This is a genomic window from Shewanella scandinavica (genome assembly GCF_031932065.1).
Taxonomy (GTDB): Bacteria; Pseudomonadota; Gammaproteobacteria; order Enterobacterales; family Shewanellaceae; genus Shewanella; species Shewanella baltica.
Genome location: NZ_JAUOES010000001.1, coordinates 42364 through 67343, shown reverse-complemented (window position 1 = coordinate 67343; position 24980 = coordinate 42364). Strand labels below are relative to the sequence as shown.

Genomic DNA, 24980 nt, shown 5'->3' with positions numbered 1-24980 from the left:
CTTGACTGATACTTCTAAAAAATTGACAAAAATTAGAAAAGATATCGCTGATTTGGTCAAAGAGTATGCTGCAATTAAAGCCATACCCCAAAAATTTTATGGTGGTGATACGCCTATTCCACCTTCTGGAAAGCTTATTGGGGTTGATGAATACTCCAACATGGTTGAAGCATCACTTGATGGATGGTTAACAACAGGCAGATTTAATGACACTTTTGAAACTGATTTGTCATCAATATTAGATATAAAAAATGTCTTAACGACTAATTCAGGTTCTTCAGCAAATTTATTAGCGTTAGCAGCATTAACTTCATCACGCTTAGGTGACAGAGCATTATTACCTGGTGATGAAGTTATTACAGTTGCTGCAGGCTTTCCTACAACGGTTAATCCATTAATTCAATATGGATTAATACCAGTGTTCGTTGATGTTATGCTGCCAACATATAATATTAATCCTGATTTAATCGAAGAAGCTATCAGTAAAAAAACCAAAGCCATTATGTTAGCTCATACTTTAGGTAATCCATTTGATATTGATGTGATTATGCATTTGGCTAAAAAATATAATCTATGGGTAATTGAAGATTGCTGCGATGCATTAGGATCGACTTATCAACCATCATTGGCTTATTCTAAAGGACGTAATACACGTATTGAATCTGGCGTGGAGCGTTTGGTTGGCACTTTTGGTGATTTGGGGACATTGAGTTTTTATCCTGCACATCATATTACAATGGGTGAAGGTGGGGCTGTATTTACGGATAGTGCGCTTCTAAAGAGTACTGTAGAGTCATTTCGCGATTGGGGACGGGATTGTTATTGTGCTCCAGGAAAAGATAATACCTGCAATAAACGTTACTGTTGGAAGCTAGGGAGTTTACCTCAAGGTTATGACCACAAGTATATTTATAGCCACGTAGGTTACAACCTAAAGATTACTGATATGCAAGCGGCCTGTGGTTTAGCACAATTAGGTCATTTAGCTGAGTTTATTATGGCTAGAAAACGCAATTTTGAGTATCTAAAGACGGGCTTAAAATCTTGTGAAGAATACCTTATCTTACCTGAAGCAACGCCGAAGTCATCACCCTCTTGGTTTGGTTTTCCATTAACATTAAAACGTGATAAGGGCATCGAACGCTTAACATTACTTCAGTTTTTGGAATCTCGCCGAATAGGTACCAGACTTTTATTTGCTGGCAATGTAACTCGTCAGCCCTACATGAAAGATAAAAAATATCGAGTCTCAGGTCGTCTTAATACGACTGATTTAGTGATGGAAAGCTCATTTTGGATTGGTGTCCAACCAGCGTTAACAACGGAAATGCTAGATTATGTAATTGAATCTTTTGAAGATTTTTTCTTAAAAGAAAAAAGACTTTAGTTTTTTTGTAACCAGGTCGATACAAGTGTGTTAATGCTTGCGTGCTGATTTATAGGGTAGCTTGAGAAAGGAGAAGGACTATTAATACTTTAGAAAGAGAAATGCTTAATATTCTTAAGCAACTCAAAGATAACCATGGTGTCGTTGCCGTTAAAGCAGAATTTGAGGCAGAAGGTACTCGAAGTGATGAGTTTTTACGTTTGTTAGAGATCACTCGCAGATCAGGCTTAGATGTAGCACTAAAAATTGGTGGCGCTGAGGCAATTCGCGATTTATTTGAAGCAAAACAATTCGGAGCTGATTACGTTGTTGCGCCTATGGTTGAAACGCCTTATGCATTAAGCAAATATATAGGAGCATATGAAACTGCGTTTACAAAGGACGAACTCGAGGATACTTCATTCTTATTCAATGTTGAGACAAAGACAACATTTAACAACCTAGCGCAAATTATTGATGTGATAGTTTCATCTGCGACTAAACCTGGAATTGTCTTTGGCCGTGTTGATTTTACTCAATCAAATGGAATGAAGCGTGGTGATGTTAATTCTGACAAAATTCTTAAATATTGTCTCGAGGTTGCTCGACAATGTAAGTTAGCAGGTATTGAGTTTGTAGTTGGTGGTGGTGTGTCATTAGATGCAATCGATTTTTTGCAAGCTCTAAAGGCAACGTATCTAACTCGTTTTGAAACAAGGAAAATCATTTTCAATGCAGATGCTTTGTCCATGGCTAAGCTCAGAAAGGGGTTGCTATTAGCTGTTGAGTTTGAACTGCTATGGCTTCAGAATAAGCATAATTACTATGCATGTATTGCTAAAGAAGATGAAACTCGGCTGGAATTGCTATCTACTCGAGTATTACAACTTCGGCAAGAAGTTGGCTAATTAGATGTCTATTCAGTTAGTTATTTTCGATCTTGATGGAACTTTGGTTGATAGTGCCAGAGAAGTGACGCAAGTTATTAATGAAATGCGTCGAGTTCGTGATCTTAAGCCTTTAAACCAAGATAGTCTATTGCAGGAGATGGGTCATGGAGCCGATAGGATTTTATCCTTGGCACTTCCTCAGTCAATTGAACCCGTTACATGCCTTGTTGCAGAGTTTCGGGACCGTTATAAATTGATATCAACACCGAAATCTTCTCTCTATCCAAATGTAGAAGCAACACTCAAGTTTTTGAAAAAAATTGGTTTTAAGTTAGCTGTATGTACAAATAAACCTTCAGCGCTCTGTGATAAAGTTTTACTTGAAACTGAAATTGCAGAGTATTTTGACGTTGTTATATCAGGTAGGCCTGATCATATAGCGAAACCGAATGCTGAACCTGTCTTAAGAGTGTTACAACAACTTGGCCTAGAACCTGCTAGTGCATTATTAGTTGGGGATACCACCATTGATCAAAAAGCGGCTAAGGCGGCCAATGTGCCCTTTATTTTTTTCAGCTCGGGCTATGATGATGGTGTAGCAAGAGGAGATATATATTGTGATATCAATGATATGTCGCAGCTCTTAGCTATGCGTCCGTTTAGCTTTAAAACTATTTCGTGTATATAGGACCCAACTATGACTAACGATGAGATTGTCGCCAAAGTACAACCGCGAATATATTCAGCGGTAAAAGTACCCATTGAAGATAGAGTACCTTTAAAAACACCATTTTCAGTTCATATAGATGTGTCAAGTATTTGCAATTACCGCTGTAGTTTTTGTTTTCAAGCCGACAATAGAGCAATGAAAAAGGTTGACTTGAAGCGTGGGAAAATGAGCGTGGAAATGTTCAAGAAGATTGTTAATGATCTTGCTGAATTCCCTGAAAAGATTAAAAAAATTAAAATTGGTAATCATGGGGAACCTACATTACACCAAGATCTTCCTGAAATGATTAAGTATGCTAAAGAAAAAAATGTTGCAGAAATTATCGAAGTTTTTACTAATGGTTCGAAGTTAACACCTGAGTTAAACCGTGCACTAGTGGATGCTGGATTACAACGTATTAATGTATCAATTGAAGGTTTAAGTGATGAAAGATACATGCAGGTTGCCGGTGTAAAGCAGAATTTTAATGAGATAGTTGAAGGTGTAAGACATCTTCATAGCATTAAAGGGCCTGAACTTACTATTTATGTGAAAATCGCGGACCAAACAAGTGCTCTTGATAAAGGTAATAACACAACATTCATTCTAGATGAAACAGAACGTCAATATTTTTTTGATACTTTTGGTGGTATTTGCGATGAAATTTTCATAGAGAAAATAGTACCTCAATGGGCCGAAACACAACTCGATAAGCAAAATGAAGTTGCTAAAACAGGGATGTATAATCAAAAAATAAAAAAATATAAAGATATTTGTCCGTTCACATTCATGTATTTGCATTTTAATTGTGATGGTCAAACTAGTCCTTGCACTTTGGATTGGCCAAGAAAGGTTGTCATTGGCAATGTAAATGAACAAAGTGTAAAAGAAATATGGGAAGGAAAGTCTCTGCATCAATTACGAGTTGCTATGCTAAAAGGACGAAGAGAGCAGATTAATTTTTGTAATAACTGTTCTGCTCCTATGGTTTGTGTTGATGAGGATCTTGATCCACATAAGGAAAAAGTTTTAGCAGCGTTAAATGCATTAGATGAATCACTTGATGATAATGAGTGGATACAGTCTAATGAGTGGAAAATAAAAGAAATATTATAATTAACTATAGGTGAGTGAAATGTCTGTTGGTATAAAATTACTGGTGTTGGGATCCAATGGTTTTATTGGTAAAAACGCAGTGGAATATTATTCTGCGAAAGGTTATGAAGTATACTCACCAAAAAGACATGAGTTGAATTTACTTGATACGTGTGCTGTAGAAAAATATCTAGCGAATTTATGCCCAGATGTTGTCTTAATGAGTGCTGTAAATATCAACTCATTAAATGAAAATTTGATTTTATATTTTAATTTAGCCCGATGTTCACATCTTTTTGGTCGGATGATTACAATAGGTTCAGGTGCAGAATATGATATGAAAAATTACGAACCTATGATGAGTGAGGAATATTTTGGTAAGCATATCCCATCAGATACATATGGGTTGTCAAAATTTGTTATTTCAAATGATGTTGAAAAGTTTTCTAATAACATTGTTAATTTGCGAGTGTTTGGAATATTTGGTAAGTATGAGGATTATTCTCGTAGGTTTATTTCTAACAATATCTGTAGAATACTTTCTGGATTAGAAGTTTCTATTAATCAAGATATGTTTTTTGATTATCTTTATGTAGATGATTTTTTGTTGGCTGCTGAAATATTTTTTAAATCAGAATTTGTTTATAGGAATTATAATATATGTAGCGGTTATTCGATATCTTTGTTTAAGCTCGCCGAAATCATTAATGAAGTCGGTAATACAGATTCTGCAGTATTTGTAAAGCAGGAGGGGAGCAGAGGTGAATATTCAGGAAACAACTCACGTTATGTGAGTGAATTTGGCCCCTTAAAAATTACTCCATTTAAAGATTCAATTTCAAACCTTTATAAATGGTATGAAAAGCATCCTCAAAAAAATCAAATTTGTCAAAAAATCATCGAGATGGAACAGCTCAAATGATAAAATCAAAAGTGAGTTTACTGGTTCAGTTAGAAAAACGTCCAATCGTGATATGGGGCGCTAGAATGACGGGTATGGGGTTCTTACGTTTTTCTCTTGCAAACTCACTTAATATTGTCCGGTTTATTGACTCAGATCTTGCATTGCAGAATAAATTAGTCAATGACGTATTAGTTAGCTCACCAGATGTTTTGGCTACGATGAAAAAAGAGTATGAAAATTTAGCTATTGTTATTGCTGTATCATTAAAAGAGTCTGAAATTATTTCAATGCTAATGGATATGGGATTTTCTGCCCATGATTACATTTTGTATTCTGATTATTGCGAGTCTTTCTATACCATTGATATTATGGGGTCGTGTAATCTTAAGTGTCCATCTTGCGCACATAGTATAGATGGCGACAAAACGCCAATTGGTCGCATGTCATTGAAGAACCTTGAAAAAGTGGTTGATAAGATTATTGGTGAGAACGAAATCGTAACTCACGTTAGCTTGTATAGCTGGGGTGAGCCATTTTTACATAAAAATTTACCTGAAATTATTTCATATTTACATGTAAACGGCATAGCTGTAGCACTATCCAGTAATTTATCTATCGACTCAGATGAATTATTGGGTAACGTTATTCGACAGTCACCTGAATATCTCAAAGTATCGTTGTCTGGTTATTATCCAGACACATATGAAAAAACTCATACGGGTGGAAATATTGATTTAGTAAAATCAAATATGTATCGTTTGAGATATTATTTAGATAAGTTTAAATCTAAAACCTTTGTTGATGTAAATTATCATTTGTACAATGATAATAATGGATTAAATTTAGAAAAAATGCGGATGCTTTGTGAAGAGTTAAAATTCTCTCTTTCAACTACTTACTCACTTGTTATGCCTCTTGAGCGTTGCTTAGACTATCTAGATGGAATTCATGACCCACAGACAGAAAAATTGAATTCAATGCTATTAGTAAATATTGAAGAGGGATTAGAGGCAAGTTCTATGTATCGTTCTAAAATTTGTCCATTTAAAGAAAATCAGATAAATATTAACTGGGATTTAAAGGTACCAGTTTGCTGTACTGTTTTTAATCTAGATGGCATTACTGTTTCTGATAACTATCTTGAATCTACATTGGAGCAAATTAACTCAAATAAAAATAGTGCTAAGATTTGTGGTAAATGCATTAAATATGGTTTGCCTGCCTATAATATGGGTTTGAATCAGCAAAAATGGAAAGAAATTGCATCGACTAAGATTAGTCTTGACCATCAATAGCTAGATATTTGATAGGACTAAGTTATGACGTATTTTGAACAAATAGAACACTGTCGTTTGTGTCGCGCAGAGCTTCCAGGTAATGCGTTAATTACCCTTTTCCCATTTCCAAAAGCCGCGCAGCATTTTTTAACTAGCAAGCAGTTAGATAACGAATCGCCAATCGAACTTGCAGTTTTTCAATGTAATAAATGTGATTTAGTACAGCTTAAAGCTGCTCCAGTGAGTTATTTCAGAGAAGTTATTACTGCTGCTGTTTTGTCACCGCATTCTAGAACTACGCGGTTAAATGAAATTACAACTTTTGTTAAGAAATACAATTTACTAGGAAAAACTGCGCTTGAAATAGGTTGCGGTAAAGGTGGCATGTTAGATGTTATAGTTGATGCTGGTCTTCGTGCTGAAGGTATAGAATATTCAGAGAGTTCCGTAGAAGAGGGTGTTCTTTTTGAGAGAAGTATGATTTGTGGTTATCTACCAGATCAGAAAATAACTAAGAAAGCAGAAGTATTTTTCTCATTTAACTATTTGGAACATCAACCAGACATAAAACAATTTATAGATTCGATTTACACTAACTCAACAGATAATGCTGTAGGATATATTACAGTACCTAATTTGTCATACCTTCTCGAATCAAAGTGTCTATATGAGTTCGTTGCTGATCATTTAGTATACTTTACAGTTAGTACTTTACGTAGAGCATTTGAATTTAATGGGTTCGATGTGCTCGAGTGTCAGGAAATTAATAATAGTAATGATATTTTAGCAATTGTAAGAAAACGAAGTTCATTAAGATTAGACTCGTATATGGAAGAAGTAAATTCTTTAAGTGCCGAATTAAATACACTAGTCGATAAATATGTCTCTGTTGGGAAAAAAGTTGCTGTCTGGGGAGCTGGGCACAGAACATTAGCTTTACTTGCTATTAGTAAGTTGAATAATATTGAGTTTATTATTGATTCAGCTCCATTTAAGCAAGGGCTATTCAGTCCTGTTATGTTGACTAAAATAGTTTCACCAGAGACATTAGAATATTCAGATGTAGATGCAGTGATTGTAATGGTGCCGGGAATTTACCCTCAAGAAGTTTTAAACATCGTAAAGAATTTCAAGCGAAAATTTAACACTTATCTTCTCGAAGGAAATAAAATAGTCGCTTACTAAAGAGTTTATATAAATGAATATCAAATTATCGGACTATATTGCACAGCGATTAGTTGAATTAGGAGTCGAGCAGGTTTTTATGGTGACTGGTGGAGGTGCTATGCACCTTAATCAATCACTTGGTAGGCATAATGGTTTGAACTGTATCTTTAATCATCATGAACAAGCCTGCGCTATGGCTGCAGAGTCATATAGTCGCTTAACTCATCGCCCAGCCCTTGTTAATGTGACTACTGGTCCTGGTGGAACAAATGCAATTACTGGTGTTCATGGTGCTTGGACAGACTCTCTGAGTATGTTAGTCATATCAGGGCAAGTTAAGTATCAAACAACGATTCAAAGTACTGGGATGTCATTGCGACAATATGGTGATCAAGAGATTGATATTTGTAAGATAGTGCACTCTATTACTAAATACTCACAGATGATTAGCGATCCATCTTCAATTCGCTATCACCTTGAAAAGGCATTTTATCTTGCAACGCATGGACGTCCTGGCCCTTGTTGGTTAGATGTTCCGATTGATGTTCAAAGCTCATTCATTAATCCAGATGAACTTGTAGGATTTAATCCGGAAGAATTAGAGCACCCATGGCTTAGTTTGGATTTGTTAAGTGAGTCAGCAGAAATTATTAGTGCAATCGAATTGTCTGAAAGGCCTGTTATTTTAGCCGGTTCTGGAGTTAGGATTAGCCGCTCATACGAGCCATTTCTTCAGTTAATCGATAGATTTCAAGTCCCAGTAGTTACAGGTTGGAACGCTCATGATTTATTACCCGACGAACATTCTTTATATGTAGGTAGACCAGGAACAGTTGGAAATCGCTCAGGTAATTTTGTCATTCAAAATGCAGATTTAATTCTTATATTAGGGTGCCGATTAAATATTCGGCAAATTAGTTATAATTGGACTGCATTTGCACCTAAAGCTTATAAGATTATGGTTGATATTGATGAGTTGGAAATGCAAAAGCCAAGTTTAATTATCGATAAACCTATACAAGCAGACCTAGCTGATCTGATACCATTTCTTTTACAGCAGAATATTGCTGCCCAACCTAAACATCGAGTTTGGTTAGATTGGTGTAAAGATAGATTGAAGCGATATCCTGTTGTATTAAAAGAGTATTGGAATTCATCTAAAGTGAATCCATATTGCTTTATGGATACGTTTTTCAAGATGCTATCTGATGACCAAATAGTCGTTGCCGCAAATGGGTCTGCTTGCGTGATTGGCTTCCAAGCTGCAGTAATTAAATCTAAAACTCGTTTATGGACAAATTCTGGCTCCGCATCTATGGGGTACGAGTTACCAGCTGCAATAGGAGCCTCTTATGGGGCTCCAGCTATGCCTATTGTCTGTTTTGCTGGCGATGGTAGTATTATGATGAATCTCCAAGAACTTGAAACTATCGTTGGTAATAAATTGCCAATTAAGATATTCATTTTAAATAATGCAGGTTACTCATCAATTTATCAAACACAAAAGAACTTTTTTGATGGTGTTGAAGTTGGTGCGAGTAGAAACTCTGGTGTTACATTTCCAAAATTTGAGTCATTGAGTAAGGGTTTCGGTTTACCTTATTTTAAATGTGATAATCATGCTTCTATGGAGAGTACTATTAAACAAGTGATGGTTCATTCTGGTCCAGTTATCTGTGAGCTTATTCTTGATGATACTCAGGCTTTCTCTCCTAAGTTAGCGTCAAAACAGCTTTCAGATGGAAGTATAGTATCGCCATCACTAGAAGATATGTCTCCTTTTTTATCTCAAAATGAAATGGCTGAAAATATTTGGAAAATTTCTGAGAAATAATGAAAATGCATCCAGGTTTAAATACAACGTTGGCTATTGTTATGCCAACTTATAATAGGGCTGAGTTTGTAGATTTTTTTTTAAAAAAACATATTGAACGACTTAAGTTATTTAACATAGGGCTTTATATTTCTAATAATGCATCTACAGATAATACGCTTGAGGTAATTGCTTATTGGAAAAGTAAATACGAATTTATTTTTGTTAAATCTCTGACTAAAACTGTGACCTCAGATGAGAATATTGAAAATGCAGTTTTTATGCCGAATTCAAAATATATTTGGATACTAGGTGATTCTTATGAAATATTACCATCAGTTTTAGATGGAATTTTAGGAACATTAGTTGGGTCTAACGAGTACGACTTTATCTTAACTAACTTGGTTGGACGTTATAGACATAATACTGAAATTGTTTATAATAATAAAAATTTAGTAATTGATGAATTGACACCAATCATTGCGTGTATTAGTTGCAACATTATTAATAGGAAGTTGATTTCTCATCCTAGATTTGAAAAGTATAGGGGGACTGATTTTGGTATTGTCGGCTTTGTGCTTGATTATATTGCAAGTAATCATTTTAGTTTACTTTTTTGTAGAGATTTAAGTGTAGTAACTCTTAAAACGCCAGTCAGAAAAGTTGGATGGCCCTCAAGATTTTTTGAAATAATGTTTTATAATTGGCCATCTTTCGTTGCTAATTTACCGGATGTATATTCGGATAGAAGTAAAGATATTGCAAAAAAATTATTAGTAACTCACTCTGGTTTATTAAGCTGGAGAAGTTTGTTACACATTCGAGGGGCAAATGGGTTAAACTTTAAATTGTTGGGGGAAAATAAAAATAGTGTTTTAAAACTTTGCGGTAAAGTTATTTTTTGTTATATGTTTTTTTTGTGCTTAATTCCTTCAGTTATCTGCAAAGTTTTTGCAGGAGCGATTGAGTGGATTAGGCGAAAGAGGTATCAATTAATTAGGTTGATTAATCCAAAGTTAGATATATAAAAATAAAGTGATTTTAGTTGTTTAGAATATAAGCTAATTCATACTCTAAATAATCTGCAAGTCCAAGCCAGTCTTGTCGTTCTTGAGCGGCTAACATTAATGGTATTATGTTAGAAATGGCTGATGTATCCTTTAATTTTTTCAGTTCTGACTCAAGTAAATCTATGCAATTTCTTAATCTTTTAGAGGCTTCGGCCTCTTTTCCCAAACGGAATTGTTGCGCTGTATTAATTAGTTGAACGTCTAAGGCTTGATTATTATGCAGCATTATTTGCAATCCTTGAATTGAGTTCCTTTGATTTTCGCACCAGATAGGTTTGATTGATAAAACTTTATACGAGGTTTAGTTGCTATATAATGTTCCAAGTTTCTAAGGTAGGCTCTAAAGTTAAGATCAGTTGCAACTCGCTCGCCTCTACCATTGATTATCCAGTGTTTTGCATTCCCCGCCTTAGGCCCAATTTCACCATCCTTCCAAAATGCATGGGTTTTATTATTTGGATAGCTAAAATCACATCCGAATAATGTAATTTCCCAGATATTTAAGTGTACTGCAAGATCTATGGCTGGATGAATCACGCTGCCATTAGTAAATAAACGTAATTTTGGATATGTTTTATGAAGCTGATCGTAAATTTTCCCTTTTGAATACGCATTAAAACGAGGACCAGGCCAAGAACTAATTACTTTCGCGGGTATTCTAGGGAAATAGACTAGCGTTACTGTTTCAGGAATACTTTCTGGTAGATGCTCTTGTGTAATATTATGCTCGATACTAACGAGAATATCAGGAATAATACCTTGTCCCATTAATGCTTTGAACGATGTATCTACTGCTATCAGCAATGGCCTATCATTGCTAGGCCGCTCACGCTGTGATTTTAGATAACCGTAATGTTCCTCGAGTGTAGGGCCAGATCCTATGACAAAAGCTGTGTGCTGCTTGTGTATTAATTTTAACATTGCGGCATCAGGATCTAATTTGAGAAAAGAGAGATTCTCTGAGAATCTTGCTTTAATTACAGGGTCATCTAATTTATGTTTGCTATTCACAAATTCTATATTATTTTCGTAAACCAGCAAATCACGTAAACTGGCATTTTCATTTGAGACTAAACTTAAGTCTGGGGTGATGGCAATATAGACCGGATCAAGGCGATTTTGTTTTTGGGGCTCGAGTAGTTGAACTTTGGGATGACTAAGCCATTCTGATTGATCTGTATAGGTGATCAATAATGAGAATAGTGATGTATTAAGCAAGCAGACTTTAATCGTATTAATCGAGTTTTTTTCAATTAATAGTGTCGGAACATCTCCCATACCCACACCATAAACTGTCACACTATTTACATCTTTTGGAAGGGTATTGATGTACAGCTTGGCTTCTGCAATACGATCGTGTCGGCTGCTTAATTGAATACCATTAACACTGATTGTTTGATTACTTCCAATAACTAAGTGAGCTTTAAGGTGATCAAATGGACTTGATTTTATTGCAGCTGCTACGATAGGCCAACGCTTGACGATAATATTGAGATTAGACGCAAATAGCTCAGTCATTCCGTTTCTCCGGAAGATTTCTGGGAGTTTGATATCACCAAGGTCACTATCTGGTCTCTCCACAGGGACTCGAACCCCGATCGGCCGCTTAGGAGGCGGCTGCTCTATCCTGTTGAGCTATAGAGAGACGACAGTGATTATACTGGTTTTATCTCTGATTAAAAGGCTTATGATTTAGTTGCTTAAATCTTAAGCGCTATGTCGTTTATCTGCACATTGTAGGCCGCATTTTGGTCAACAAGTACTGCTGTTGAGCTTTCTTCACTCACTTGTTCAATTTTTACCGTGGCTCGACTTTTGGTTGCGACTGCGCGCATTTCATTGAGTCTATCCGGTAGGTTTTGCTGTAATACGACTTGGAATTTATCCCCAACACGAATGCCATGTTTACGGCCGAGATTTAAAATGATCCTGTCCGCTTGGCGGCTTACGACTTGGCCGAGTAAGGGTCTGCAATTGAGTGTGCTGTCTAAATCATGGGTAGCCTGTTGCATTAACTTAGTAATATTTTTGCCATAGGATGATCGCCAGAATCTGTCCGTATTCGGGGCAATAATGGCTTGTTCTTCAAATTCCCATGGCGCCGATGTGCTGTAGCTTTTACTCCAAACTTCTTCGCCACTGATCCCATGATAGAGGCTAAGTTTGAACTGGAATTGCCTGAGTGGAGCTTCATCCCAAAATCCTAGGAAGGTTGCCTGCACTGGCTCCATTGAGATATCCATAATTTGTGGTTGGAGGATATATTGGCTGTCGGTAATTTCACTGAGCCAGCTTGGGAGTCGATAACCGCGAATATCTACTAGGTCTTGTTTAATATCGAGCAGTTCTTTAGCGTGAGTGTGGCTAAAGCCTGTGGCGGAGTAATCGTCTATAACACTACCAAGTTTTTCTGAAATAACTTCTTCAAAACCTGAAAGCTGCCCATATCTGAGCTGAGTACGATCTTTGATTTGTGCTTGAGGGATTAGAATCGCGGCCTTTAATTGTCCATTTGGACACTGCTGCGTAGGATCATCATTTAGATCGAGTCGTAGGGACACATAAATTTTGTTTCCCTGGATTCGTTCGCTAACGAGTTGGATGCTGATAGCTTGGGCGTTGCGATTTATCGCAAAATTATTTTGTGTAAGGTTTCCGTTAGAGGTTTGTTGTTCACTGGATATTTGAATGCCTGTGCTTAATGTAGCATAGCTAACGGCTTGATTAATCGCTTCTTCCCTTGCTTGAGCCGTATTACCATTGATAATAGTCGCTTCACCACTGGCTTCTATCCATTCGGCCCGAGTAGGCAAAGACAGCAGTGCAAGGCTCAAAATGATGAGCGAAGCTGAACGTGGTATGTGCATCAATACAATCCTTATCGCTAAGCTATTGGCGAGCTTGCTAATCGAGCCAGTTTCCTGACACTTAATCTAATATACCGGCAAAGCAAATTTCATGCCTGAGTAACGAGAGTTTTCGATAAAGTTTCCATTGGCGCAGTCGATATACAGCGTATGAGCATAATATTGTCGGGCTGGAGCAATTTTGGTCTGAAGATTGCTGGCTTTTGTTACTCACAAAAATGAAACGCATAGAGTGTGAGTTATTTAATTGCCAGTACACCCACAAATGAGGTAAATCCAATGCTAAAGCGTGTAATTATTCCCTTAACATTGATTATGTTAGGTGGATGCGTGGCTAAATCGGTTACACCGCCCAAGCCGAGTTTAGTGGATGGCAATGGGTTGCCGCCAACGGCAGTGATCAACCATTTAGCACAGCGAATTGTGACAGAGCTCGTTAAGCAAAATGATGCTTTGCGTTCAGATCAGCCTATTGTGGTCACAACCCCTGTATTAGTGGGTGACATGAATGGCACAAATGCGTTGGCGCAGCAGTTACAGCAAGGATTAATGACGTCGCTCCATAGCTTTCAGTTTAATGTGGTTGATTTAAATTTAGCAGATGGCTTGAGAGTGACGGCTAATGGGGATTTTATTTTGACGCGAGATTGGCAACAATTGTCGAAAAATCTTCCCGTTGAGCATCTTGTCGTTTCGACTATGAGCCCAGTTACCAATGGTATGGCGATCAATACTCGGATTGTGAATATAAGTAACAATCGCGTGGTATCGGCCTCTCAAACGTTTGTGACTCAAAAAGAGTTGGCAAACTACATGCAGCCATCGGAGCAAATTGTGTCACAAAATGGCGTCTTATATCGTCAGGCGAGTCCAGGCATGAATGAAGTGCGTGTTTTAGGAGATGGAAAATGAAACGCTACCTGTTATTTATTGCGGCGCTAATGCTAACTGGCTGCGCGGCTAAAGATAGATATGTGCAATGGGAAGATGTGCCGCCGCCGAGTTTTCCTAAGTTAACGGCCATAGGATATGCGCCCTTAGCGACTCAACCGGCTAAAGAGCAATCACAAAGAGTGTTGATGGCCATGCAAGCATCAAAAATTGTGGCCTATCGTGAATTAGCAGAACAAGTTTATGGGCAGAAAATAACGGCAAACAGTAGTGTCAGTGATTGGATGTTGACGGACGATAATGTTAAAGCGTCGGTTTCTGGCGTGATCCGTGGGGCGCGGGTCGTTAAGAGTTATCCGGCTGGTGATCATTATGTCACTGAGTTAGAACTGGATTTTTCACAGGTATGGGCGCTGTATCAACAACAGAGTCGTCCACAGCGAGTGAAAGAAGTCACGTATTTCTAGTCATTTCTACATGACTCTATTGAGCCGCGTACTATGCGAGTAGTTATGCGGCTTTTCTTTTTCTGCACAAGTATCAAAGTCTAATCTTTAATCAGAGCAGAGCTTAGAAGCGGGAAATACAGAGTGGGAATTGATGCGCCTGTTAGGCCTTTAAATCATTACCTAAACTTGAGATAGTTGAGGTCTTGCCTTTATCGTTATACGTAAGGCTGGAGGCGTTTCTGCTGGCTTGTAAAGCTTGAGCGAAGCGATTGAGACTGGCTAAATTCATCTCAATTAAACTGGCATTTTGATCGTTCAGTTCTTTGCATTCAGTTAATGCGTCTTTGACTACGGCCATTTTATGCACGAGTTCACTTTGCTGAGTGAGTTGAGACTTATCAGTGTGGTTTGCCAGAATATCGTCATTAGTCTTGAGTTCTTTCAGACATTGTGATTTTTCGTTAGCAAGAGAAAGCAGTAAATCGGCGTTTTGGTCAACCAAAGCGCCTTTTTCCTTGAGTATGATTTGCTTAAGAACAGCCAAATGGGCGTGTTGTAGATCTACCAGTTTAGCTATTTCAGTCATAGTTACTCTTTATTCAAGTCATTAAGTTCGGCTTCAAAACTTGCAATATTGGCAGCCAACTTTTCTGGGTCAATTTTATAGCGGCCTTCGGCGATAGCCTGTTTAATTTCGGCCACTTTCTTTTGATCAACTTCAGGAAGGCTCGCCATTTTAGTCTGAGCTCCTTGAAGTTGTTGTGCTTGCGCTGTAATCACCACTGAGTCGCTTCTTTGTGGTGTTGTCGATTTTGTGGCAACTTGAGCAGATTGATCGCTGCTAGTTTTAGTTGCACCTGAACGAACTTGTGTGGTCGTTGCAGTGTTGAGTTTGCTAATATCAATTGCCATTTTCGGCTCCAGCGTCGTGTGTACGGGATTTCTTAACTGGGGTATCGGCAGCTTATAAAAAAGCTTTAGAATATTTTACATTCTTACTTCAACTTCGCCAATGCCCGTGACTATAGCATCTAGTTCTTTGTTTGAACTGCTATTTTTGACTCTGATCCGATCGCCTTTATTGCCATCTTGTAGGGCTTCGCCCGCAGTTTTAAGTTCGAATGAGTTAGAGCGAACATAAATAGATACCGAGTCGTTTTTACACACGAAGCATAAGTTATTGCTCAATATAGGATTATCCTTCGAGACGCGTCGTTTGACTCGCACACCAGCTAATTTACTTGGGTCATCAAATTCAGCGCCCCGTAAACTATTTTGCTCAATGTAACGGATTTCAACTTGGCTAGGGGAGATGAGTTCGCCAGGCGCTAAGGTTTCAGTTGTGACAACAACGGGGAATAAAATATCCACTCTAACCGAGATATAAATCTGCCAAGGGTAAGCAAGCTCTTGCGTATTGCAGCTGACTTTTAGGGTGTTATTACGGCTAATTTCCCTGTCACTAGCCAATTCAACCTTAATCGGCGACGAACATTGTGACGGCAGCATTCTTGCGTCAACTATTTGCGGCGAAATATCGACTTTGGCATTCGCTGGCACGGATATCTTTTCTGAAATAAGCGCTTTAGCTAATTCTGAGATGGCCGATACGGTGGGAACAATAGGCTCTGCACTCGCAAAAGCGGGCATGAAGAGGGCGAAAACACTAAAAAAACAGACTAAATTTACTTTCATAATGAAGAGACTAGCTTGTAACGCCAGAATGCACCTATACTTTTATCAAGTTCGAAGCTGACCACTGTAATAATATTTTGCATCACTGTCAGAAGATTGACTCAGTTTCGACTATGTTTATCGATAGATAAGACGTAAGCAATTAATATGCCTATACTCAAACGAGTCATAGGGCCGTACATAAACAGAACAACAAGGCAGAGTTATGTCGAGTATTCTTGATTCAGTCAACAAACGAACCCAGCTCGTTGGTCAAAACCGTTTAGAATTGCTGCTTTTTAAATTAAACGGTCGTCAACGGTTTGGGATTAACGTGTTTAAGGTGAAAGAAGTACTGCAGTGCCCGCCACTGACAACTTTGCCTAAACTTAATCCTTATGTTAAAGGTGTCGCGCATATTCGCGGTACGACTATTTCAGTTATTGATCTGAGTGCGGCAACAGGTGGTAGACCTTTAGCGAGTACTGAAAACTGTTTCATCATTATTTCTGAATATAACCGTAGCGTTCAAGGCTTCTTGGTCAGTTCTGTTGAGCGGATTATCAACATGAATTGGGAAGCGATTATGCCTCCGCCGCAAGGTGCCGGTCGTTATTCTTATCTGACGGCTGTAACTGAGATTGAAGGTGAATTGGTTGAAATTCTCGATGTAGAAAAAATCTTAGATGAGATTTCACCGGTTAAAACCGCTATCAGTGAAGAAGCCAATGAAAAGCTGACCCTCGACAGAACCCAGCATTACCATATTATGGTTATCGATGATTCTGCCGTGGCGCGTAAGCAAATTATTCGTTCACTCGAGTCATTGAACTTACAAATTGATACCGCAAAAGATGGTCGAGAAGCGTTAGATAAGCTTAAAGAAATCGCCAAAGAAATGGACAATGTTGCCGATGAAATCCCTCTCATTATCTCAGACATTGAGATGCCTGAAATGGATGGCTATACCTTGACCGCTGAGATCCGAGACGATCCTAAGCTCAAGCATATTAAAGTGGTACTGCATACGTCATTAAGTGGTGTATTCAATCAGGCAATGGTTCAAAAAGTGGGGGCCAATGACTTTATCGCTAAGTTTAATCCCGACGAACTGGCTGCTGCCGTGAATAAACACTTAAGTTTGTAAGTGCAGTAGTTAGTACCTAGATACGCTTTACGCTATAATCTCGACTTTATAACATGATGGTTTCGCACTGATTTTGGTGCTTGCAATAGGATTTAGGATGTGAATGTGCCAAATAAATCACTCGCTGAGGCTGAATATAATCAATTTAGGTTGTTCTTAGAGCAACACAGCGGCATCGTACTGGGTGAAAATAAGCAATATCTGGTGCGCAGTCGTCTTGCTCCTTTAATGGGGAAATATAACCTGCCATCCTTATCCGATGTGGTTAAGCATTCGATGAAGCCAACGGAACGTGCGCTTCGGGCAGAAGTGATTGATGCTATGACGACCAATGAAACCCTGTGGTTCCGTGATCGTTATCCATTTGAGTTATTGCATAACGTTTTGTTACCTGAGTATAGTCGTTTGGGTCGTCCACTTAAAATTTGGTCGGCCGCGTGTTCGTCTGGGCAAGAACCCTATTCACTGGCGATGACGATTCTTGAGTATCAACAAAAGAAGCCTGGTGCACTTGCTGGTAGTGCTTCGATTCAAGCTACGGATTTATCGCCTTCCATGTTAGAACGCTGCAAAAATGCTGAGTACGATAGCTTGGCATTAGCACGCGGTTTATCCGAAGAGCGTAAGCGTCAGTTTTTTGATGCTTTGCCTTCAGGCAATATGAAGTTAAAGGATAATGTTAAGCGTTTAGTGAACTTTAGAGCACATAATCTGCTTGAAAGTTATAGCTTACTTGGTAAGTTCGACATTATTTTTTGCCGCAATGTGCTGATTTATTTTGCGCCTGAGGCAAAGGCAAAAATTTTGCGGCAATTCGCTGCCGCTCTTAATCCAAAAGGTATTCTATTTCTTGGTGCTTCCGAATCTATAGCTGGTTTAACGGACGAGTTTGATATGGTCCGTTGTAACCCAGGGATTTATTACCAGAAAAAGACTTAAGTCTACAGCTTTAAAGAAAATTACCGACACTTGTCGGTAATTTTTTACCCATCACTAGCATACCCTAATTGTTATTTTCATTGTCTCCTGATGTTGGCACATGAATTGCTTTGTTTTCGTGAGTAACACGAGGAGGCAATTTTATGGCGATCAATTTTGATAATGCACTGGGTGTGCATCAGTACACTCTCGGTATTAGAGCGCAGCGAGCTGAAGTCATTTCGAGCAATATCGCTAACGCCGATACGCCACATTATAAAGCCCGCGATGTTGATTTTTCTGCGGCAATGCAGGCCGCCCGTGGCCAACAACAGCAGCGTAATAGTCTTGAAATGCAAGAGACAGACAAGCATTTTGGACTTGCTGAGTTGACGGGGCAATTTGTTAAGTTCCGCGTGCCAAATCAACCCGATACCGGTGATGGCAATACCGTTGATATCCAACAGGAACAATCGGCATTCATGCAAAATGCCCTTGAATATCAAATGTCATTAGGTTTTTTAGACAGTAAGTTTAGTGGCATGAAGAAAGCGCTGAGAGGGGATTAATCATGAGTTTATTTAGCATATTTGATGTTGCTGGCTCGGGAATGTCGGCTCAATCGGTCAGGTTGAACACCACTGCGAGTAACATAGCTAACGCTGATTCCGTCTCGAGTAGCGTAGATAAGACCTATCGTTCCCGTCATCCTATTTTCGAAGCTGAAATGGCCAAAGCGCAAAGTCAGCAACAAGCCTCTCAAGGTGTGGCGGTAAAAGGCATTGTTGAAAGTGATAAACCACTACTAAAAGAATACTCGCCCGATCATCCGATGGCGGATGCGGACGGCTTTATTTATAAACCGAATGTTAATGTCATGGAAGAAATGGCAGATATGATTTCTGCTTCGCGCTCATATCAAATGAATGTTCAAGTCGCTGAAGCAGCTAAGTCTATGCTGCAACAAACACTTGGGATGGGTAAATAACATGTGTTACTTAGGAGGTAAGCTGTGAGCCTCATTAATCAAATTAACCAAGCATCGGCGCAGACGGCTCAAAATAAGAGTCAATCAAATGCTGTGACGACCAACTCATCAACCAGTTCAACGGGTAATCCGTTTCTTGATGGCATACGACTGCCAAAAGATTCGATAGTACCGGAAGCGAAAAGCCAACAATTAACTCAAGATGACTTTTTCTCGTTATTAAGCCAACAGTTATCGATGCAGGACCCTTTTAAGCCCGTCGACAACGACCAAATGATTGCGCAGATGGCATCATTCTCGACGGTTGATGGTATTACTAAGTTGAATAATGAAATCGTTAATTTAAACGGTGTTATGACGTCGAGCCAAGCATTGCAGGCATCAGGACTTGTTGGTCGTAAGGTATTGATCCCAACCGATACAGGTAACATTTCAGCTGAAAGCCCAACAATAAAAGGTGTGATTAGCACGCCAGCTAAAATTCCTGAAATTACTGTACGTGTTGAGGATGATAAAGGCCAAGTTGTGACCACCTTTAAAGTTGATGGCAGTAAGGGGGGCAATGTCGATGTGAACTGGGATGGTTTAGATAAAGATGGAAAACCTGTGACCGCAGGCAACTATACGATTAAGGCGAGTGGGTTAGTGGATGGAAAATCCCAAGAACTGCCTGTTTCAACTTATGCCCATGTGACCAGTGTCTCTCTTGGTACGGCCAGTACTGGCGCCATTCTCAACTTGAGAGGCGGTATGGGGATCAAGTTAACCGATGTGTTAGCTGTGTCTGAAACTTAAATTTATACAAGATAATTTTTTAGAATCCGAATTGGGCGTTAGTTGTCCGCAATTGAATAGAGTCAAAAGTAGAGGTGAATTATGTCGTTTAACATTGCATTGAGTGGCATTTCTGCCGCACAGAAAGATTTAAACACCACGGCGAACAACATTGCGAATGCGAATACCATTGGCTTTAAAGAGTCGCGTGCTGAATTTGCGGATGTTTACGCTAATTCTATCTTTTCAAATTCTAAAACTGCTGTCGGTGGTGGTGTTGCAACGAGTCAAGTGGCCCAGCAATTCCATCAAGGCAGCTTACAGTTGACAAGTAATTCACTCGATATGGCAATTAAAGGTGGTGGTTTTTTTGTCACTGCTTCTGAAATAGGCAGTCTTGACCATTCATTTACTCGAGCAGGGGCATTTAAAGTCGATTCAAATAACTACATGGTTGATTCTGCTGGTAATTTTTTGCAGACATTCCCTGTGGATAAAGATGGTAATTCGACATCGGTAAGTTTGACTACAGCGAAACCAGTGCAGATCCCTGATACTGCAGGTAGCCCAGTAAAAACTGAAAATGTCAGTTTACAAATGAATCTAAATGCTAAGGAAAGTACCCTTGACCCTGCTGCATTCGATCCTCTAGACCCTAAGACATACAATAACGTTACTTCAATGACAATGTATGACTCACTCGGTGAGCCACATATCATGACAACCTATTTTGTTAAGCCTAATGATGCCTCTTATAATGGAGAGAGCAATTGGGTGGCTTATTACGCTATTGATGGTAAACAAGTCGATCTAGCTGGTGCTGCTGGTACTTATCAAACGGATACTACGGGCGATGGTAACCCTGACTCAACCGGTACAGCGCAAACAACCGGCGGTTGGAAGGGCTCTGTACTTAAGTTCAATTCTGTTGGTGTCTATACCGGTAGTGATCCAGCGGTCGTTAAGACTGAGACTTTAGGTGTGGGTGGTGCAGGCGTTTTAGGTGCTGGAGCGGATGGAACTCAAGACTTAACAATTAAGTTTAATGCACCAACGCAATATGCTGCTCCTTTTGCGGCAACAGAGTTAACACAAGACGGTACGACGGTTGGTCGTTTAACTAACGTTGAAATTGGTGCTGATGGTTTAATTACTGCAAGTTACTCGAACGGTTCAACTGTGCCTTTAGCACGGGTTGCCTTGGTTCGATTTGCTAACGAACAAGGTTTAACACAAGTGGGTAATACGTCGTGGAAAGCCAGTTTGAATTCTGGCCCTGCTCTTGCTGGTGAGGCAAACAGTGGTACTTTTGGTAGCATAAGTTCATCGGCGTTAGAGCAATCGAATATCGATTTGACCACTGAACTGGTCGATTTGATTTCGGCGCAGCGTAACTTCCAAGCGAACTCTCGTACCCTTGAAGTGAACAACACACTGCAACAAACCGTATTACAAATCCGCTAATCATTACATTGTTTGACTAAGTGTTGCCGCCAGTGGCAACACTTAGCCTTTATCCTGCTATCAATTCACTTCATTTCCTTATTCTTCAATTCTATCAGTAAATTAAACGTCAACTTTATTGGCACGATGCTTGCTTTGCTATTGTCATGTAGAAAATTTGACGGAGCAGTCTGTGGACAAATTCCTTTATGTCGCCATGAGTGGCGCCAAGCAAAATATGAATGAGCTGGCGCTCCGTGCGAACAACTTAGCCAATGCTAATACCGACGGTTTTAAATCCGATATGGCACAAGCTCGCTCAATGCAAGCCTTCGGTGAAGGGTTGCCTTCCAGGGTATTTGCGATGACAGAATCTCCGTCAGCTAATTTTCGCTCTGGTCCCATAAAAACCACTGGACGAGATCTCGATGTTGCCATTAAAGGCGACGGCTGGTTTGCCGTGCAGGCAAAAGATGGCAGTGAAGCCTATACCCGCTCAGGCAGTTTAAGTTTCGACTCTACGGGTTTACTACACAATGACAGGGGAAATCCTGTTATGGGAGATGCGGGCCCCATAGTGTTGCCGCTCCCTATTGAGAAGGTTTCAATTTCTCAGGATGGCATTATTTCTGTGCGACCTCAGGGCGCTACCGCTGAAGTGGTGGAAGAAGTTGGTCGCTTGAAACTCGTTAATCCCGGTAATGCGCAGATGATGCGTGGTGAAGATGGATTATTTCGACAAATGTCAGGAGAACCAGCACCAGCTGATCCTTTCGTCGCAGTTGAAAGTGGCGCAGTGGAAGGCAGTAACGTTAACCCTGTCGATGAAATGGTGTCTTTGATTGACCTTCAGCGTCAGTTTGAATTGCAAGTCAAGATGATGAAAACCGCGGAAGAGAATGATCGCGCTTCATCTTCATTAATGCGTATTAGTTAGGAGATAGATTATGCATCCGGCGTTATGGATTAGTAAAACTGGCTTAGACGCACAGCAAACTGACATTGCGGTGATCTCGAACAACGTGGCGAACGCCAGCACTGTGGGCTACAAGAAAAGTCGCGCAGTATTTGAAGATTTGCTTTACCAAACAGTTAACCAAGCGGGCGGTGTCAGCGCTTCTAACACTAAGTTACCTAATGGGTTAAACATAGGTGCGGGTACCAAAGTCGTCGCCACGCAGAAAATGTTTACCCAAGGCAACATGCTGACTACGGATAACTCATTAGATCTGATGATTGAAGGCCCCGGCTTTTTTGAAATCCAGCTACCTGATGGTACTGCAGCCTATACCCGAAATGGTCAGTTTACCTTAGACGATACGGGCCAGATTGTGACGCCAGGTTCTGGCTACTTGTTGCAACCCGCGATCACGATTCCTGACAATGCGACCAGTATTACCGTTTCCGCTGAGGGTGAAGTTTCAGTGAAAACCCCTGGTACTGCAGAGAACCAAGTTGTGGGTCAGTTGACAATGACGGATTTTATTAATCCATCGGGTCTGGATCCTATGGGGCAAAACTTATACACGGAAACCGGTGCGAGTGGCACGCCAATTCAAGGTACTGCTTCGTTAGATGGCATGGGAGCTATTCGCCAAGGCGCCTTAGAAACCTCTAACGTTAACGTGACCGAAGAACTGGTGAACCTTATCGAAAGTCAGCGCATTTACGAGATGAACTCCAAAGTGATTTCAGCGGTAGATCAGATGCTGTCTTACGTGACTCAGAATTTATAGAGGCAAACATCATGGCTAGATATCTTGTGTTGGCCGTCGCGTTATTGCTTGCAGCCTGTAGCTCGACGCAAAAGAAACCCCTTGCGGATGATCCCTTTTATGCGCCGGTATACCCAGAGGCACCGCCGACAAAAATTGCCGCGACTGGCTCTATTTATCAAGACAGTCAAGCATCTAGCTTGTATTCGGATATACGTGCTCACAAAGTTGGCGACATTATCACTATCGTTTTGAAAGAGTCGACTCAAGCGAAGAAAAGTGCAGGCAATCAGATCAAAAAAGGTTCTGACATGAGCTTAGATCCTATCTTCGCTGGTGGCAGTAATGTATCCATTGGCGGAGTGCCAATTGATTTACGTTATAAAGATAGCATGAACACTAAGCGTGAATCGGATGCGGATCAGAGCAATAGTTTAGATGGCAGCATCTCGGCAAACGTTATGCAAGTGCTGAACAACGGCAGCTTAGTGATCCGCGGCGAAAAATGGATCTCAATTAACAACGGTGATGAGTTTATTCGCGTCACAGGTCTGGTTCGCTCGCAGGACATTAAACCCGATAACACTATCGATTCAACGCGAATGGCCAATGCCCGTATTCAATACAGTGGCACAGGTACTTTCGCAGATGCTCAAAAAGTGGGCTGGTTAAGCCAGTTCTTTATGAGCGACTGGTGGCCCTTCTAAGGAGTCGTATCATGAAATATAAACTGGTGTTAGCCGTTGCCGTACTAGTGTTTTCTCTACCTAGTCAGGCTGAACGAATTAAAGATATTGCCAATGTGCAGGGCGTACGCAGTAACCAGTTGATCGGTTATGGCTTAGTGGTTGGTTTGCCGGGAACGGGTGAGAAAACCAGTTATACCGAACAGACCTTTATGACCATGTTGAAAAATTTCGGCATTAATCTTCCTGACAACGTCAAACCAAAGATTAAAAACGTTGCTGTGGTTGCCGTACATGCGGACATGCCTGCCTTTATAAAACCGGGTCAAGATCTTGACGTCACCGTATCTAGCTTAGGCGAAGCCAAAAGTTTACGCGGTGGCACCTTATTGCAAACCTTTTTGAAAGGTGTTGACGGAAATGTGTATGCGATAGCGCAAGGCAGCTTAGTAGTCAGTGGTTTTAGTGCCGATGGTTTAGATGGTTCAAAGGTCATTCAAAATACCCCAACAGTTGGCCGTATACCCAATGGCGCGATTGTTGAGCGCAGTGTGGCAACCCCGTTTTCAACCGGCGATTATTTGACGTTTAACCTACGTCGTTCTGATTTTTCTACCGCACAACGGATGGCCGATGCGATTAATGAGCTATTAGGCCCTGATATGGCCCGTCCTTTAGACGCAACATCTGTGCAGGTCAGTGCTCCGCGTGATGTATCACAACGGGTGTCTTTTTTAGCTACGCTTGAAAACCTCGATGTTATTCCCGCAGAAGAATCTGCCAAAGTGATTGTTAACTCGCGTACTGGAACCATAGTGGTTGGGCAAAACGTGCGTTTACTCCCTGCGGCGATTACCCATGGCGGCATGACAGTCACGATTGCTGAGGCAACCCAGGTTTCACAGCCAAACGCCTTGGCCAATGGTCAAACAACTGTCACGAGCAATAGTACGATTACAGCGACAGAAAGTGACCGCCGTATGTTTATGTTTAATCCAGGCACTACGCTGGATGAGCTGGTTAGAGCGGTTAACTTGGTCGGTGCAGCCCCCTCTGATGTGTTAGCAATACTGGAAGCGTTAAAAGTGGCAGGAGCTTTGCATGGTGAACTTATCATCATCTAATTTCTGTCGGGAA

At 40.0% G+C, this 24980-nt stretch carries 27 protein-coding genes and 1 tRNA gene; 21 read left to right on the top strand and 7 right to left on the bottom strand.

What is annotated here, in order from left to right; all coding sequences use genetic code 11:
- Nucleotide 1 precedes the first annotated feature (1 nt).
- The 9 genes from rfbH (at nucleotide 2) to Q4Q50_RS00310 (ending at nucleotide 10249) form a co-directional block, all read left to right on the top strand.
- Entirely contained in the window at nucleotides 2-1387 is a 1386-nt protein-coding gene (rfbH, locus tag Q4Q50_RS00350) for a lipopolysaccharide biosynthesis protein RfbH (protein ID WP_263196076.1), read from the top strand.
- A gap of 101 nt (nucleotides 1388-1488) precedes the next feature.
- Nucleotides 1489-2274 (top strand): aldolase/citrate lyase family protein, encoded by a 786-nt coding sequence (locus Q4Q50_RS00345; protein ID WP_311897844.1) that lies wholly within the window; start codon nucleotides 1489-1491, stop codon nucleotides 2272-2274.
- 4 nt (nucleotides 2275-2278) lie between these two features.
- The gene (locus Q4Q50_RS00340; protein ID WP_263196074.1) at nucleotides 2279-2944 is read left to right on the top strand and encodes an HAD family hydrolase; all 666 of its coding nucleotides are present in this window, start codon (nucleotides 2279-2281) and stop codon (nucleotides 2942-2944) included.
- Nucleotides 2945-2953: 9 nt separating this feature from the next.
- Complete coding sequence (locus tag Q4Q50_RS00335) at nucleotides 2954-4081, top strand: radical SAM/SPASM domain-containing protein (RefSeq protein ID WP_311890028.1); 1128 nt, start codon at nucleotides 2954-2956, stop codon at nucleotides 4079-4081.
- A 19-nt stretch (nucleotides 4082-4100) separates the two neighbouring features.
- Nucleotides 4101-4982 carry an NAD-dependent epimerase/dehydratase family protein gene (locus tag Q4Q50_RS00330; RefSeq protein ID WP_311890027.1) on the top strand — a complete coding sequence of 294 codons (882 nt, stop codon included), beginning with the start codon at nucleotides 4101-4103 and terminating at the stop codon, nucleotides 4980-4982.
- A complete protein-coding gene (locus Q4Q50_RS00325; protein WP_311897842.1) occupies nucleotides 4979-6259 on the top strand; it encodes a radical SAM protein in 1281 nt (426 codons plus the stop codon). Before Q4Q50_RS00330 ends, Q4Q50_RS00325 begins: the two co-directional genes overlap by 4 nt.
- A 24-nt stretch (nucleotides 6260-6283) precedes the next feature.
- The gene (locus Q4Q50_RS00320) at nucleotides 6284-7426 is read left to right on the top strand and encodes a class I SAM-dependent methyltransferase (protein ID WP_311897841.1); all 1143 of its coding nucleotides are present in this window, start codon (nucleotides 6284-6286) and stop codon (nucleotides 7424-7426) included.
- Nucleotides 7427-7439: 13 nt separating this feature from the next.
- Nucleotides 7440-9242 carry a thiamine pyrophosphate-binding protein gene (locus Q4Q50_RS00315; protein WP_311897839.1) on the top strand — a complete coding sequence of 601 codons (1803 nt, stop codon included), beginning with the start codon at nucleotides 7440-7442 and terminating at the stop codon, nucleotides 9240-9242.
- Complete coding sequence (locus Q4Q50_RS00310) at nucleotides 9242-10249, top strand: glycosyltransferase (RefSeq protein ID WP_311897838.1); 1008 nt, start codon at nucleotides 9242-9244, stop codon at nucleotides 10247-10249. Before Q4Q50_RS00315 ends, Q4Q50_RS00310 begins: the two co-directional genes overlap by 1 nt.
- Before the next feature lie 13 nt (nucleotides 10250-10262).
- On the opposite strand, the gene Q4Q50_RS00305 is transcribed toward Q4Q50_RS00310, so the two are convergent.
- The 4 genes from Q4Q50_RS00305 to Q4Q50_RS00290 all read right to left on the bottom strand — a co-directional run bounded on the left by Q4Q50_RS00305 (nucleotide 10263) and on the right by Q4Q50_RS00290 (nucleotide 13158).
- Complete coding sequence (locus Q4Q50_RS00305; protein ID WP_263196067.1) at nucleotides 10263-10517, bottom strand: hypothetical protein; 255 nt, start codon at nucleotides 10515-10517, stop codon at nucleotides 10263-10265.
- A complete protein-coding gene (locus tag Q4Q50_RS00300) occupies nucleotides 10517-11809 on the bottom strand; it encodes a motility associated factor glycosyltransferase family protein (RefSeq protein ID WP_311890022.1) in 1293 nt (430 codons plus the stop codon). The genes Q4Q50_RS00305 and Q4Q50_RS00300 overlap by 1 nt, the downstream gene beginning before the upstream one ends.
- A gap of 51 nt (nucleotides 11810-11860) precedes the next feature.
- Nucleotides 11861-11936: transfer RNA gene (locus Q4Q50_RS00295), tRNA-Arg, on the bottom strand.
- A 55-nt stretch (nucleotides 11937-11991) separates the two neighbouring features.
- On the bottom strand, nucleotides 11992-13158 hold the full coding sequence (locus tag Q4Q50_RS00290; protein WP_311890021.1) for a flagellar assembly protein FlgT: 1167 nt from the start codon (nucleotides 13156-13158) through the stop codon (nucleotides 11992-11994).
- A gap of 279 nt (nucleotides 13159-13437) precedes the next feature.
- Between Q4Q50_RS00290 and Q4Q50_RS00285 the strand changes: the two genes are divergently transcribed.
- Both Q4Q50_RS00285 and Q4Q50_RS00280 read left to right on the top strand, forming a co-directional pair.
- Nucleotides 13438-14070, top strand: a complete 633-nt coding sequence (locus Q4Q50_RS00285; protein WP_311897837.1) for a FlgO family outer membrane protein — start codon at nucleotides 13438-13440, stop codon at nucleotides 14068-14070.
- Nucleotides 14067-14516, top strand: a complete 450-nt coding sequence (locus Q4Q50_RS00280; protein WP_300477236.1) for an LPP20 family lipoprotein — start codon at nucleotides 14067-14069, stop codon at nucleotides 14514-14516. Before Q4Q50_RS00285 ends, Q4Q50_RS00280 begins: the two co-directional genes overlap by 4 nt.
- 142 nt (nucleotides 14517-14658) lie before the next feature.
- Here the strand turns inward: Q4Q50_RS00280 and Q4Q50_RS00275 are convergent, their stop codons facing one another.
- From Q4Q50_RS00275 to flgA, 3 genes are all read right to left on the bottom strand, one after another.
- Complete coding sequence (locus Q4Q50_RS00275; protein ID WP_006082434.1) at nucleotides 14659-15084, bottom strand: flagella synthesis protein FlgN; 426 nt, start codon at nucleotides 15082-15084, stop codon at nucleotides 14659-14661.
- Between the two features lie 2 nt (nucleotides 15085-15086).
- Nucleotides 15087-15410 (bottom strand): flagellar biosynthesis anti-sigma factor FlgM, encoded by a 324-nt coding sequence (gene flgM / locus Q4Q50_RS00270; protein ID WP_006082433.1) that lies wholly within the window; start codon nucleotides 15408-15410, stop codon nucleotides 15087-15089.
- Between the two features lie 75 nt (nucleotides 15411-15485).
- Nucleotides 15486-16193 (bottom strand): flagellar basal body P-ring formation chaperone FlgA, encoded by a 708-nt coding sequence (gene flgA / locus Q4Q50_RS00265; RefSeq protein ID WP_259503887.1) that lies wholly within the window; start codon nucleotides 16191-16193, stop codon nucleotides 15486-15488.
- Nucleotides 16194-16398: 205 nt separating this feature from the next.
- On the opposite strand from flgA, the gene Q4Q50_RS00260 reads away from it, so the two are divergent.
- From Q4Q50_RS00260 to Q4Q50_RS00215, 10 genes are all read left to right on the top strand, one after another.
- Entirely contained in the window at nucleotides 16399-17319 is a 921-nt protein-coding gene (locus Q4Q50_RS00260) for a chemotaxis protein CheV (protein ID WP_006082431.1), read from the top strand.
- A gap of 99 nt (nucleotides 17320-17418) precedes the next feature.
- Complete coding sequence (locus tag Q4Q50_RS00255; RefSeq protein ID WP_006082430.1) at nucleotides 17419-18258, top strand: CheR family methyltransferase; 840 nt, start codon at nucleotides 17419-17421, stop codon at nucleotides 18256-18258.
- Nucleotides 18259-18401: 143 nt separating this feature from the next.
- Nucleotides 18402-18806, top strand: coding sequence for a flagellar basal body rod protein FlgB (flgB, locus tag Q4Q50_RS00250; protein WP_011847319.1), 405 nt, complete (start codon nucleotides 18402-18404; stop codon nucleotides 18804-18806).
- A gap of 2 nt (nucleotides 18807-18808) precedes the next feature.
- A complete protein-coding gene (gene flgC / locus Q4Q50_RS00245; RefSeq protein WP_006085646.1) occupies nucleotides 18809-19225 on the top strand; it encodes a flagellar basal body rod protein FlgC in 417 nt (138 codons plus the stop codon).
- Between the two features lie 24 nt (nucleotides 19226-19249).
- Nucleotides 19250-20020: a flagellar hook assembly protein FlgD gene (gene flgD, locus Q4Q50_RS00240; protein WP_259528076.1), complete on the top strand. Its 771-nt coding sequence runs from the start codon at nucleotides 19250-19252 to the stop codon at nucleotides 20018-20020.
- Nucleotides 20021-20101: 81 nt separating this feature from the next.
- On the top strand, nucleotides 20102-21463 hold the full coding sequence (flgE, locus tag Q4Q50_RS00235) for a flagellar hook protein FlgE (protein ID WP_311890017.1): 1362 nt from the start codon (nucleotides 20102-20104) through the stop codon (nucleotides 21461-21463).
- Between the two features lie 172 nt (nucleotides 21464-21635).
- Entirely contained in the window at nucleotides 21636-22379 is a 744-nt protein-coding gene (flgF, locus tag Q4Q50_RS00230; protein WP_126491503.1) for a flagellar basal-body rod protein FlgF, read from the top strand.
- 10 nt (nucleotides 22380-22389) lie between these two features.
- Nucleotides 22390-23178: a flagellar basal-body rod protein FlgG gene (flgG, locus tag Q4Q50_RS00225; RefSeq protein ID WP_006085642.1), complete on the top strand. Its 789-nt coding sequence runs from the start codon at nucleotides 22390-22392 to the stop codon at nucleotides 23176-23178.
- An 11-nt stretch (nucleotides 23179-23189) separates the two neighbouring features.
- Nucleotides 23190-23864 (top strand): flagellar basal body L-ring protein FlgH, encoded by a 675-nt coding sequence (gene flgH / locus Q4Q50_RS00220; protein WP_006082421.1) that lies wholly within the window; start codon nucleotides 23190-23192, stop codon nucleotides 23862-23864.
- 11 nt (nucleotides 23865-23875) lie between these two features.
- The gene (locus Q4Q50_RS00215) at nucleotides 23876-24967 is read left to right on the top strand and encodes a flagellar basal body P-ring protein FlgI (protein WP_006082420.1); all 1092 of its coding nucleotides are present in this window, start codon (nucleotides 23876-23878) and stop codon (nucleotides 24965-24967) included.
- The last annotated feature ends 13 nt before the right edge of the window (nucleotides 24968-24980 follow it).

Bases quoted from the DNA above. Each gene is read 5' to 3' on its own strand.
- Q4Q50_RS00345 (WP_311897844.1), top strand. From the start codon at position 1,489: ATGCTTAATATTCTTAAGCAACTCAAAGATAACCATGGTGTCGTTGCC.
- Q4Q50_RS00340 (WP_263196074.1), top strand. From the start codon at position 2,279: ATGTCTATTCAGTTAGTTATTTTCGATCTTGATGGAACTTTGGTTGAT.
- Q4Q50_RS00335 (WP_311890028.1), top strand. From the start codon at position 2,954: ATGACTAACGATGAGATTGTCGCCAAAGTACAACCGCGAATATATTCA.
- Q4Q50_RS00330 (WP_311890027.1), top strand. From the start codon at position 4,101: ATGTCTGTTGGTATAAAATTACTGGTGTTGGGATCCAATGGTTTTATT.
- Q4Q50_RS00325 (WP_311897842.1), top strand. From the start codon at position 4,979: ATGATAAAATCAAAAGTGAGTTTACTGGTTCAGTTAGAAAAACGTCCA.
- Q4Q50_RS00320 (WP_311897841.1), top strand. From the start codon at position 6,284: ATGACGTATTTTGAACAAATAGAACACTGTCGTTTGTGTCGCGCAGAG.
- Q4Q50_RS00315 (WP_311897839.1), top strand. From the start codon at position 7,440: ATGAATATCAAATTATCGGACTATATTGCACAGCGATTAGTTGAATTA.
- Q4Q50_RS00310 (WP_311897838.1), top strand. From the start codon at position 9,242: ATGAAAATGCATCCAGGTTTAAATACAACGTTGGCTATTGTTATGCCA.
- Q4Q50_RS00305 (WP_263196067.1), bottom strand. From the start codon at position 10,517: ATGCTGCATAATAATCAAGCCTTAGACGTTCAACTAATTAATACAGCG.
- Q4Q50_RS00300 (WP_311890022.1), bottom strand. From the start codon at position 11,809: ATGACTGAGCTATTTGCGTCTAATCTCAATATTATCGTCAAGCGTTGG.
- Q4Q50_RS00290 (WP_311890021.1), bottom strand. From the start codon at position 13,158: ATGCACATACCACGTTCAGCTTCGCTCATCATTTTGAGCCTTGCACTG.
- Q4Q50_RS00285 (WP_311897837.1), top strand. From the start codon at position 13,438: ATGCTAAAGCGTGTAATTATTCCCTTAACATTGATTATGTTAGGTGGA.
- Q4Q50_RS00280 (WP_300477236.1), top strand. From the start codon at position 14,067: ATGAAACGCTACCTGTTATTTATTGCGGCGCTAATGCTAACTGGCTGC.
- Q4Q50_RS00275 (WP_006082434.1), bottom strand. From the start codon at position 15,084: ATGACTGAAATAGCTAAACTGGTAGATCTACAACACGCCCATTTGGCT.
- flgM (WP_006082433.1), bottom strand. From the start codon at position 15,410: ATGGCAATTGATATTAGCAAACTCAACACTGCAACGACCACACAAGTT.
- flgA (WP_259503887.1), bottom strand. From the start codon at position 16,193: ATGAAAGTAAATTTAGTCTGTTTTTTTAGTGTTTTCGCCCTCTTCATG.
- Q4Q50_RS00260 (WP_006082431.1), top strand. From the start codon at position 16,399: ATGTCGAGTATTCTTGATTCAGTCAACAAACGAACCCAGCTCGTTGGT.
- flgB (WP_011847319.1), top strand. From the start codon at position 18,402: ATGGCGATCAATTTTGATAATGCACTGGGTGTGCATCAGTACACTCTC.
- flgC (WP_006085646.1), top strand. From the start codon at position 18,809: ATGAGTTTATTTAGCATATTTGATGTTGCTGGCTCGGGAATGTCGGCT.
- flgE (WP_311890017.1), top strand. From the start codon at position 20,102: ATGTCGTTTAACATTGCATTGAGTGGCATTTCTGCCGCACAGAAAGAT.
- flgG (WP_006085642.1), top strand. From the start codon at position 22,390: ATGCATCCGGCGTTATGGATTAGTAAAACTGGCTTAGACGCACAGCAA.
- flgH (WP_006082421.1), top strand. From the start codon at position 23,190: ATGGCTAGATATCTTGTGTTGGCCGTCGCGTTATTGCTTGCAGCCTGT.
- Q4Q50_RS00215 (WP_006082420.1), top strand. From the start codon at position 23,876: ATGAAATATAAACTGGTGTTAGCCGTTGCCGTACTAGTGTTTTCTCTA.